8 protein-coding genes are annotated in these 11,049 nt (G+C 58.1%); 6 read left to right on the forward strand and 2 right to left on the reverse strand.

Annotation, left to right across the window (positions count from 1 at the left end; genetic code table 11):
• The 6 genes from ACR0EV_RS23040 to ACR0EV_RS23065 all read left to right on the forward strand — a co-directional run bounded on the left by ACR0EV_RS23040 (position 1) and on the right by ACR0EV_RS23065 (position 8,384).
• Entirely contained in the window at positions 1-684 is a 684-nt protein-coding gene (locus tag ACR0EV_RS23040; protein ID WP_480802238.1) for a sugar transferase, read from the forward strand.
• Positions 685-762: 78 nt separating this feature from the next.
• Positions 763-3,213 carry a tetratricopeptide repeat protein gene (locus ACR0EV_RS23045; RefSeq protein WP_480802239.1) on the forward strand — a complete coding sequence of 817 codons (2,451 nt, stop codon included), beginning with the start codon at positions 763-765 and terminating at the stop codon, positions 3,211-3,213.
• A gap of 108 nt (positions 3,214-3,321) precedes the next feature.
• Complete coding sequence (locus tag ACR0EV_RS23050) at positions 3,322-3,933, forward strand: polysaccharide biosynthesis/export family protein (RefSeq protein ID WP_171189090.1); 612 nt, start codon at positions 3,322-3,324, stop codon at positions 3,931-3,933.
• Positions 3,934-3,996: 63 nt separating this feature from the next.
• Positions 3,997-5,511, forward strand: a complete 1,515-nt coding sequence (locus ACR0EV_RS23055) for a TonB-dependent receptor (RefSeq protein WP_480802240.1) — start codon at positions 3,997-3,999, stop codon at positions 5,509-5,511.
• Positions 5,512-5,646: 135 nt separating this feature from the next.
• On the forward strand, positions 5,647-7,266 hold the full coding sequence (gene xrtD / locus ACR0EV_RS23060; RefSeq protein WP_480802241.1) for a VPLPA-CTERM-specific exosortase XrtD: 1,620 nt from the start codon (positions 5,647-5,649) through the stop codon (positions 7,264-7,266).
• Positions 7,267-7,283: 17 nt separating this feature from the next.
• Positions 7,284-8,384, forward strand: a complete 1,101-nt coding sequence (locus tag ACR0EV_RS23065; RefSeq protein WP_480802242.1) for an acyltransferase family protein — start codon at positions 7,284-7,286, stop codon at positions 8,382-8,384.
• A gap of 8 nt (positions 8,385-8,392) precedes the next feature.
• On the opposite strand, the gene ACR0EV_RS23070 is transcribed toward ACR0EV_RS23065, so the two are convergent.
• On the reverse strand, positions 8,393-9,643 hold the full coding sequence (locus ACR0EV_RS23070; protein WP_480802243.1) for a glycosyltransferase family 4 protein: 1,251 nt from the start codon (positions 9,641-9,643) through the stop codon (positions 8,393-8,395).
• The gene (locus ACR0EV_RS23075; RefSeq protein ID WP_480802244.1) at positions 9,636-10,898 is read right to left on the reverse strand and encodes a nucleotide sugar dehydrogenase; all 1,263 of its coding nucleotides are present in this window, start codon (positions 10,896-10,898) and stop codon (positions 9,636-9,638) included. The genes ACR0EV_RS23070 and ACR0EV_RS23075 overlap by 8 nt, the downstream gene beginning before the upstream one ends.
• Positions 10,899-11,049 lie beyond the last annotated feature (151 nt).

Below are 11,049 nucleotides of genomic sequence, written 5' to 3' on the forward strand. Positions count from 1 at the left end.
GTGACAATTCATTCGAAAGAGGTGGCCAACCCTGGCTACCCTAGTGCTCCGGTTATGCCTGTCGCTGCGCGCAGGTCGGGGTTTTACAGAAATAGCGGAAAACGCATCTTCGATGTTGCTTTCGTGCTGCTGTCGGCACCCTTCGTTGTTCCGCTGGTTCTGATGCTTGCCATCCTGCTGCTGTGTCAGGGTGTCACCCCGTTTTATCGCCAGAAACGCGTCGGTCGGAACGGCAAGAGTTTCAATCTGCTAAAACTGCGCACCATGGTTCACGACGCCGAGGCCGTTCTGGAAAAGCACCTTGCCGAGAACCCCGAAGCGCGGGCCGAATGGGACCTCAACCAGAAGCTGCGCGATGACCCGCGGATCACCAAGCTGGGCCCGTTCTTGCGGAAGTCCTCCATGGATGAGTTGCCGCAATTCTGGAATGTCCTTGTCGGCGAAATGTCCGTTGTCGGCCCCCGCCCCATGATGGAATCCCAAAAAGAGCTGTACCCCAGCAAGCTCTACTACTCCATGCGCCCCGGCATTTCGGGTCTGTGGCAGGTCTCCAAGCGCAATCAGTCAACATTTGCCGAACGGGCCTATCACGATTCCGAATACTGGAAGACCATGTCCTTTGGCACCGATCTGTCCATTCTGGCCCGGACCGTTACGGTCGTATTGCGCTGCACCGGCTGCTGACATCGCCGTAGCATGGCGCCAGGATGGACCCGGGCAGGCGCTGTCTGGCCCACATCAGGCTGTGCGGGAGACACAACAATGACATCGACCAACACCCCTTTTGGCAAAACGCTGGCGGTCCTCCTGCTCTCCGCCACTCTGCTTCTGAGCGCTTGTGACACCGCCGAGGAACGCGCGGAAGCGCATTACCAGGCCGGGCTGACTCATCTGGAAAACGGGGATGTCGAGCGAGCGCTGGTCGAATTCAAGAATGTCTTCAAGCTGAACGGCCAGCATAAAGACGCCCGCCTGACCTTTGCACGTCTGGAGCGTGAACGCGGCAATGCTCAGATCGCCTATGGTCAGTATCTTTTGCTGGTCGAACAATATCCGGACAATCTCGAAGGGCATCAGGCGCTGGCTGAAATGGCTCTGGATCTGGGCAACTGGGAAGAGCTGGAACGCCATGCCGAGGCCGCGCTGGCGCTGGCCCCCGATGATATCGTGATCCAATCCCTCAACAACACACTGGCCTATACCCAGGCGGTCACGACGGGCAATGAAGCCGAGGCGGAATTTACCGTTCATACAGCCCGCGAAATGCTGAATACCAATCCCGACCTGATCACCGCGCGACAGACGGTCATCGACCATCTGGTCCGGAGCGAGGACTGGCAAGGAGTTGTGGACGAAACCGACATCGCGCTGACATTTGCGCCTAAGAACGGCAGTCTTTACGCCATCAGGCTGCGAGCGCTGCAGGAGTTGTCCGCGCCAGAAGAGATCGAAAAACAACTCACGCATATGATGCAGGTCTTTCCCGGCGACACCAGCGTGGAACAGTTACTGGTCGAACATCACATCGACAACGGCAATCTGGATGCCGCCGAGGATATCTTGCGGGCGCGGGCTGATCCAACAGCCGAAACAACGCTTTCTGTTCAGCGACTCATCGCCTTTCTGAACGATCACCGGGGACCGGATGCGGCCATTTCCGAGTTGGATACGATCGTCGCGGCCAGTGATGTGCACGCCTTTCAGTTCCAGACCATGCGGGCGGCGCTGAAGTTTCGTTCGGGTGACGTCGAGGGGGCCCTGACGGATATGCAGGCCCTGCTTGAGAATGCCGAACGGACCACCCAAACCCGTCAGAGCGAGGTGGAATATGCGCGGATGCTGTTTGTATCCGGGCAGGATGAAGCCGGGCGGGCCGTGGTCGAGAAAGTGCTGGCCGAAGACCCCACCGAGGTCGAGGCCGCCAAACTGAAAGCCGCATGGCTGATCGAGGATGACAACACCGGCGATGCCATCCTTCTTCTGCGCGAAGCACTTGGCGAAGCCCCGCGGGATCCGCATCTTGCAACGCTGATGGCCAAGGCACATGAACGCAATGGTGACCGCGAACTGACCGGCGAAATGCTGGCGCTGGCCACAGAGCTTTCCCAGAGCGCCCCCGCTGAATCCTTGAACTATGCCCGGTATCTTCTGGCCGGCGATGACCCAAAAATCGCAGAAGGCATTCTGGTCGATGCCTTGCGGCAGGCTCCGGATAATGCGGATCTGCTGATTGCTTTGGGCGAGGTCTATCTGAGCCAACAGGATTGGGACCGGCTCGATATCGTCCTGCGCACATTGCGAGATATGGACGATCCTCAGGTTCTGCGGCAATCAAAAGAGCTTAGGGCGCATATGCTTGCGGGCCAAAAGCGCACAGACGAGCTGGAAGCTTTCCTGAACGAACTGACCCGGGACCCCGATTTCGGCCTGCCTGCCGAGGTTGCTCTGATCCGCCTGATGTTGGCCCAGGGCGATATGACCGGTGCCACCAACCATCTTGAGGGGCTGCTGAGCGAAGATCCCGACTCGCTGATCCTGCTCTTCATGAAGGCCAGCATTCTGACCAGCGAAGGACAGTTGGACGAGGCCGAGCGCCTGTATCGTGAAATCCTCGAGACCCGTCCGGATGCCACCCGCGCCTGGTTTGCCCTGTTTGAACTGCACTCAAGCCGCAACGATCCCACCCAAGCACAGGCCATTTTGCGCGAAGCGCTGGCTGCCCAGCCGGAAAACCCCGATCTGCTGATGCTGCTGGCGACCGAATTTGAACGGGCCGGAGATCTGGATCAGGCCATTGCCGTGTATGAACAGCTTTACCCGCTCAGCAACCGATCCATTGTTGTGGCGAACAATCTGGCCAGCCTTCTCAGCACCCACCGCAGCGACGATGAGAGCCTGCAAAGGGCGCAGCATCTGGCCAGGCGCCTGCGCGGCACGCGTGATCCCGCGTTCCAAGACACCTATGGCTGGATCGCGTACCGGCTGGGCAATTACGAAGAAGCGGTCACATATCTTGAAGCTTCGGCACGTGTGCTGTCGGAACACCCGCTGGTTCTGTATCACCTGGGCAATGCCTACGCCGCTGTCGACCGGCCGGAAGATGCGCTGCGGGTCTACAAGCGCGCCCAGGCCGCTGGGGGGCCTGTAAATATATCAGCTGAGTTGGAGGCGGAAGTCCAACGGCTCAGCACAGCGAACGCTGCCGGGCAATAGTGGCAAAATACGCTGCATTTCTGCCGCATATCGCCCTTATCCGAAACGCCGCGGATTGTTTTGCACAAATCATGGCGGCATAAACAAGAAAAAGTGAGAGATTTGAATATGCGTACAGTCATCGGATCATTGATCGCTCTCGTCATTACCATGGGTATGGCCGTTGGTGCCTGGGCACAGGCCTATCAAATCCAGCCGGGTGACGCCCTTCAGGTGGAAGTTCTGGAAGACCCCACCCTCAACAGGACCGTGCTGGTCCTTCCCGATGGCTCTGTCAATTTCCCGTTGGCCGGGACGCTTCGTGCCGCGGGTCAGTCAACCAACGGCCTCAGCGCGTCTCTCTCCTCGGCATTGGCTTCAAATTTCAACTCGCCCCCGACCGTCTTCGTCTCGATCGCGGCGCTGGCCCCGCCCCCGCTTCCGGGTGCAGCGGCAGCAACCGGACCGACCATTGAGGTTTTTGTCATGGGTGAGGTCAACGTGCCCGGTAAGCACCTTGCGACCGAAGGCACAACCATTCTTCAGGTTCTGGCTCAGGTCGGAGGCCTGACCAACTTCGCGGCTCCCAAGCGCATCGAATTGCGCAGAGCTGATCGTAAAACAGGCGTGATGAACAAGTATACCTACAACTACAATGGCTCGGGCAGCGGGATCAAAGGCAATACCGTACTCAAAGCCGGAGACGTTGTTGTTGTGCCGTCGCGCCGCCTATTCGAATAGGGGCTGATACAGGTGGGGAAAATCGGGAATAAACTGTTCCTTGCAATTGGGAGCAGTGCAGGGGTGATCCTTTCGCTCACGCCTGCTGTTGCACAGCAGACATCCACACAACAAACGCAAACGTCCACGCAGCAAACGACCCTGCAGCAAACGACGACACCCTCAACTGTTGTACAACAAACGCCCAGCCAGCAGCTGATCACCCAGCAGGCCCTGCAGAACCCCGCCCGGCGGGTTGGCCGACCCACGGTCGGGCAGCCGACCGGAACCGGATCGGGTCTGAGCATCACCCTGGATTACCTGTCTTCCCTTAGGCATGACGACAATCTCAGACTGACCGACCCTTCGCTTGGATCCACCACATGGTGGGAAAACACCCTGGCCCTGGGGATTGTGAACCAAACGCCGGATTCAACGCTGATCTTTGATCTGTCGGGGCTTTACCGGATCGCCAATGAGCCAATAATCGGAACCGATTCCTCGTTTGCCGACCCGTTCGCGAAGCTGGATTATCAGCGCACGCGTGCCAACAGCCAGCTGGGGCTTGGGCTGGAGTATCGCGAACAGGATCTGGCCTTCAACCGGGCGCTGACGGATACCAATCTGGACGGAATCATCGACGCCTCGGATGTCATCGGCACCATCGGCGACCGGGTCAACACCCGCGCCGATCTGGATTGGCAGGTTGGCCTGAACGATCCCGTGGGTTTTCAGTTCAACTATAGTTACCGCGAACGCACATATCAGAACACAATCGACCCCAACCTGTTCGACAACAGCTTCGACGACTATGCCGCGACCACGTTCTTCCGGTTCTCACCCGTGCTGCAGGGAACGCTGGACCTCAGCTACAGTGACTTTAAGGCTGAAGACAATGTACGGACCGACCGGCAGACCACCGTCGTCTCGGTTGGAGCGATCTATGACATTTCTGCGGTCACAACCGTCACCGCAAATATCGGCTATAGCCAGGTCGACGAGACATTCCGCACAACCAACACAAATACTGTGACCGAAGATTTTGTGTGGAGCTTTGGCTGGAGCAAAACCCTACCGGACGGGACTGCGGATATCTTGCTGGACCAGACCTTTGGGGTGAACGGAGCGCGGACCAACGCCACATTCGGCCGAAGCTATCAACGACAAAACAGTTCGCTGAGCTTCAATCTCGGTCTGTCAGATGGCCCGTTTGGCGAAACCACTCCGATCGGTCAGTTGGATTATAGCTACCAACTGCCCAGTTCCCGGATCGGAGCCACGATTCAACGCCGGGTCGGCACCAGCACGCAAAGTCTGGAAACCCGCCAGACACTGGCCTTCCTGACCTATGACTATTTCATCAATCCAGTCTCGGCCCTGTCTTTCAGCCTCGATTACATCGATCAGGAAGACGAAGGGACCGGCGCGTCCAACCCGCGTCAGCGCGGCACGTTCAACGCCTCATATTCCCGCGCCATTACGCGGGACTGGGCCGTGAACCTGGGCTATCAATATGAAATGGATGAACAGAACGGCTTTACAGCCACATCGAGCTCGGTGTTTGTGACGCTTGGACGGCGGTTCACACTCAAACCCTGACCCCTCGCCGGGCCAATTCCTGAATGGCGACAAATATAGCCAATTGACGATAATTGTTTTTATTTTCGATCAAATCACCGCGACCCGGACGCGGCATAATTCAGGATCGGATTTTATTGTGCATGATGGATGGTGATGCATCATCTCGATTCGAATGACAGCCCCGGCAAAACGCTTGAGGCCGCCCGAAGGGTTCTGCCGGAAATCAATGCAACCGGGCTGTTCTGGTTTGCGCTTTTGCTGCTTGGATCCCTGCCCATCTTCTGGATCGGGATTGTATCGCTGGGAGCTGCCTGGAGCACACCGGAATATAGCCACGGGCCGCTGATCCCTGTCATCTCGCTGTATCTGTTCCTGCGGGAATTGCGGAACTTTCCACCACCCAACCCGGTCATTCATGACCGTTGGCCCGGTGTGGCCGTGGTGGCGGTGGCTTTGGCTATCGCCATATTGGGCAATCTGGCCCGCATCCCGGATATCGTCACCTATGCGATGATCATCTGGACCGGCGGCGTCATGCTTACGGTGTTCGGCTGGCAGCGCGGCATACATCACCAGCTGCCTGTGATCCACCTTGTGTTCATGCTGCCCCTGCCGCAATTCCTGTACTGGAAACTGACGATCTTTCTGCAATGGATTTCATCCGAGCTTGGGGTCTGGTTCGTCCAGATGGCGGGGGTTTCGGTCTTCATCGAAGGCAATGTCATTGACCTGGGCGTCTACAAGCTGCAGGTGGCCGAAGCCTGTTCGGGCCTGCGCTACCTGTTCCCGATCCTCAGCTTTTCGTATCTCTTCGCCCTGCTCTACCGCGGTCCGATCTGGCACAAGGTGGTTTTGCTGGTCTCAGCCGCGCCGCTGACCGTGCTTATGAATTCCGTCCGCATCGGCGTGATCGGTATTCTGGTTAACCAGAACGGCATCGAGCATGCCGAAGGGTTCATGCATTTCTTCGAAGGCTGGATCATCTTCCTGCTCTGCGTCGCTATTCTGTTCCTGATGGCCATCGGCCTGCAGCGCATGGCCCCCAATCCGAAACCCTTTGCCGAGACAATCGATCTGGACACCGAAGGGCTGGCTCCGATTGCGCTGCGTATCTTTGGCATCCGCGCCTCGGTTGCGCTGGCGGTGGCGGCCCTGCTGACTTTGGCGGTGTCCACGGCCTGGGTCCTGCGTCCTGCGTCCGAAGTGCAGCCGGTTGAGCGGGATCCCTTTGTGCTCTATCCCCGCCAGCTTGGAGACTGGTCTGGCTCAACCACCAGCCTTGACCCACAGGTCGAGCAAGTTCTGGGGGCCAGCGACTATCTCAACGCCACCTATATCGACACCGGCTCGGGTGACTTCGTGAATATGTTCGTGGCCTTTTACGACAAGCAGACCGAAGGCGAAGGCATCCACTCGCCCGAAGTGTGCCTGCCGGTGGGCGGCTGGGAGATTTTCACGCTCGAACCTTATGAGATCAATCCTGGCAACACCCCTTACGGCAGCTTCACAGTGAACCGTGCCGTGATCCAGAAAGAACTGTCAAAACAGCTAGTCTATTACTGGTTCGAGCAGCGCGGCAAACGCATGGTCAATGATTTCCGCGCCAAGCTGAGCGTTATCCAGGACGGCTTTACCATGGGACGCACCGATGGGGCGCTTGTCCGCTTTGTCACCCCCATCCTGCCGGGCGAAACAGAAGCCGAAGCAGACGCGCGGCTGCAAAGGTTCATGGAGCCAAGCCTGAACCGTCTGCCGCAATTCGTACCGTTTTGATCCTGGAGGTGCCCGTAATGAGTGACAGCACCAAGCACATCTCAGCGGTCAGGGCCGTACCCCGTATCGCGGATCGGGCAGACGGGCGGGACAACAACTTCAACCTGATCCGGATCATCGCGGCCACCCTTGTGCTGGTGGCTCATGCCTATCCGCTCAGCCTGGGCGGCGCGTATGGGCAACCTTTTGAATCCGTTCTGCACGGGCTTTCGCTGGGCATGATGTGCGTGTGGGCGTTTTTTGCGATCTCGGGCTTTTTCATCACGCGCAGCTTTGATCGGAAGCCATCGGCCAAAGCGTTCCTGATCGCTCGGGGGCTGCGCCTGTTTCCCGCGCTGGCCGTTGTCACCCTGATCTCGATCCTGATTGCCGGATTTGTCCTGACCCAAGCCCCCCCGACGGTTTTCTGGTCAGAGGCTGGTGAGTATTTCATCCGCAACATGCTGCTCTTCAAGCTGCAATACGACTTGCCCGGCGTGTTTCAGGACAACCCATATGGGCCCGCAATCAATGGATCGCTCTGGTCACTGTCCTATGAGGTCACGTGCTATGTTGGCGTTCTCATCTGTGGGGTGCTGGGGCTGCTGGGTCACAGAAAGATCTTTGCCGGGATGGCCATCGCATTCTTGTGCTTTTATGCACTGACCGCCTTTGTCGACCTGAATCCGCGCATCGAAACTCTGACCACACTTGGGCTGCCCTTCCTGTCGGGCATGGTGCTTTACCTGTGGCGCGACGAGATTCCCCTGTCCTGGGGCGTGCTGGCAGTGATGGGTGCGCTGGCCTTTGCTGCCTGGTTCACCCCGCTGTTCCTGCCGGTTTTTGCGGTTGCGCTGTCTTATGCGGTCTTTGTTTTGGGATATGCCCAATGGCCGGCTCTGTTACAGTACAACCGCCTGGGGGATTATTCCTACGGGGTCTATATCTACGCCTTTCCCATCCAGCAGCTTGTGGCGCAATCCGGTGTCACAACACCTGCCATCAATATGGCGATCTCTCTGCCCTTCACTTTGTTTTGCGCCGTACTGTCCTGGCATTTTATCGAAGCCCCGGCCATGCGGTTGAGATACCGCAAGAAAATACCCGGGCAGATCGACACAAAACAAACCGCCAGATAGAGATCCCCCTACCCTTTCCAGATCCGCTGATACGCCGCAATCAGCGCGGGCACCTGATGGGGCCAGGCCATTTCCGCTTCGACCCGCGCACGCCCATAACGGCCCATGACAGCGCGGCGCTCGTCATCCGCCAGCAACTCGATGATCTTGTCGGCCATATCCACCGGATCGTTGGCCTTGGCATAAAGCGAGGCCTCCTGCGCCGAGAAGCGTCCTTCGGTCACGTCGAACTGAACAATGGGTTTCTCGAAGGCCATGTATTCGAGGATCTTGTTCATGGTGGATTTGTCGTTCATCTCGTTCACCCGGTCCGGGTTCACGCAGACATCGGCGGTCGACAGGATTTCAAACAGATCCTGATCCGGTGCGCGACCCGTAAAGGTGACATACTCTGACAAGCCCATCTCGGCCGATTGCGCCTGTAGCTTGTCCAGGCTGGGGCCGCCGCCCACAAGGCAGAACTGGATATCCTCGCGCCCCTGAACCTGCACCAGATGCGCCACGGATTCCAGCAGCAGGTCGATGCCTTCCTGATCGCCCATGACACCGACATAGCCCACCATATATTTCCGCCCATTGCGCCAGTCCGGGTTCGGCGGCAGGTGCTGCAACCGGTTCAGATCGGGGCCAGAGCGGACGATAAACACATCCTCGGGCGCCATGCCGCCGCGTTCGATGGCAATCTTGCGATAGCTTTCATTGGTGGCAATCGACACCCGGGCCGAGGCAAAGGTCAGTCGCTCGAACGTCTTCATCAGCTTCCAGAAAAACCCGCGCTTGTTGAACTTGGCCTCGTAAAGCTCGGGGTTGATGTCGTGGTGATCGAACAGATAACGCACGCCAAACAGCTTGAAGGGCAGCGCCACCAGAAAGATCAGGTCAGGCGGGTTGCAGCCATGGATGACGTGAAAACCGCGGGTGAATTTGATCTTCAGCGCCAGCCAGCTTTCCCAGAACAGCGCCGCGCCATATTCCAGCAGATACCCCAGCGCGCCGCTGGCATCCAAAGGCAGCGGATGGCGATAGACCTTGATGCCTTCATCTTCCCAGACACGTTCCTCATGCCCCTTGCCGGTGGGACAGATGACCGAGACCAGCGCGCCAGCAGCAGCCAGCGTGCGCGCCTCCATCCAGACACGGCGGTCGAAGGGCACGGGCAGGTTTTCTACCACGATCAGAACCTTCAACCCCTTCAGGGGCTGGTTCTGGCGCAGCTCGTCGAACGAGATCGGTTGCACGGCGGATACGGGGCTAGTCATATTCATAGGTTCTTACCACTTCTGTATCGCCAAGGTTCAGCTCATTGATGATCCGGTTCGACCCGACCACCAGATCCCAGGGTCCGGCCTCGGCCGTGGCATGGTCCACCAGCAGGCTGCCGACATTGGGCAGATGGGTAAAGGCATAGCCCAGGTTCTGTCCGCGCAGATCGGCAGGCTTGATCGCCGGATCATAGACCGACAGCTGATATCCCGCCTGCAGCAGCCGCCGGGCGATATCGACATTGGGGCTTTCGCGCAGATCGTCGGTTCCGGCCTTGAAAGCCAGCCCCGCCATCAGCACCCGGCCCCCATCAGGCAGCCGCGCCATGATGTCCTGCGCCTGATAGGTCTTGTGCGCCTGATTGGTCTGCAACAGGCTATCGATCAGATGGGTATGCGCGCCGACCTCACCGGCGATATGCTGCAGCGCGCGCACATCCTTTGGCAGGCAAGACCCCCCGAACGCGCCACCCGGACGGGTGTAATAGGGTGAGATGTTCAGCTTGGTGTCCGACACGAAAATCTCGTGCATGGTTTTGGCTGATACGCCCATGCTGTGACAGATGCGGCCGACCTCATTGGCGAAGGCCACCTTGGTCGCGTGCCAGGTGTTGTCGACGAATTTGGTGATCTCTGCCTCTTCAAAAGCGGTATAGAACACCGGCGCATCCAGCCCTTCGTGCATTTCGTCCATCACTGCGGATCGGTTGCCATCGACCGTGCCCACAACGATCTTGGGCGGGTTGAAGAAATCATCCACCGCCGAGGCTTCGCGCAGGAATTCGGGGTTATAGACAATCTCGACCGCCTGCGCCGTCCGGTCGCCCAGATAGCTTTGAAAGATCGGCTCGATCAACTGCCGCACCGTGCCTGGGCGGAAGGTGGACCGGTACGCCACTGTCAGGGGCCGCGCACGGTCGGGCGAGACGGCCTTGGCAATCTGGCGCGTCACCTCGGCCACAAAGTTCATGTTATGCGAGCCATCTGTGGAACTGGGCGTGCCCACACAAACGATCGCCAGATCCACATCGGACAGATCCGGAATTTCAACCGTGGCCCGGATCAGGTTCCTGCCCAACGCCTCGGTCAGCAACTCGGCCACCTTGGGTTCCTTAATGGGGGGGTGGCCTGCATTTATTTCGGACACCTTGTCAGCGTTTACATCTACACCGACCACCGTATGTCCTTGCCGGGTAAGACAGCAGGCCGCCGTAAACCCCACATATCCCAACCCGAAAATCGCAATCTTCATACTGTTACACCGCTCTAATACTCAGAACTCAACATCTTACGCAGGATCAAAAAATCCAAACCCTCACATACTTGGCATCTTGTCTTGTTTCGTGTCCAATTCCTGACATCGTTACAGGATAATCTTTTTGAAGTCCGGGACGGTTTTCTGT

The organism is Ruegeria sp. CF8, from assembly GCF_056537285.1.

Excerpts from the sequence above, each read along its gene's own strand:
- ACR0EV_RS23045 (WP_480802239.1), top strand. The coding sequence starts at position 763 with ATGACATCGACCAACACCCCTTTTGGCAAAACGCTGGCGGTCCTCCTG.
- ACR0EV_RS23050 (WP_171189090.1), top strand. The coding sequence starts at position 3,322 with ATGCGTACAGTCATCGGATCATTGATCGCTCTCGTCATTACCATGGGT.
- xrtD (WP_480802241.1), top strand. The coding sequence starts at position 5,647 with ATGCATCATCTCGATTCGAATGACAGCCCCGGCAAAACGCTTGAGGCC.
- ACR0EV_RS23065 (WP_480802242.1), top strand. The coding sequence starts at position 7,284 with ATGAGTGACAGCACCAAGCACATCTCAGCGGTCAGGGCCGTACCCCGT.
- ACR0EV_RS23070 (WP_480802243.1), bottom strand. The coding sequence starts at position 9,643 with ATGACTAGCCCCGTATCCGCCGTGCAACCGATCTCGTTCGACGAGCTG.
- ACR0EV_RS23075 (WP_480802244.1), bottom strand. The coding sequence starts at position 10,898 with ATGAAGATTGCGATTTTCGGGTTGGGATATGTGGGGTTTACGGCGGCC.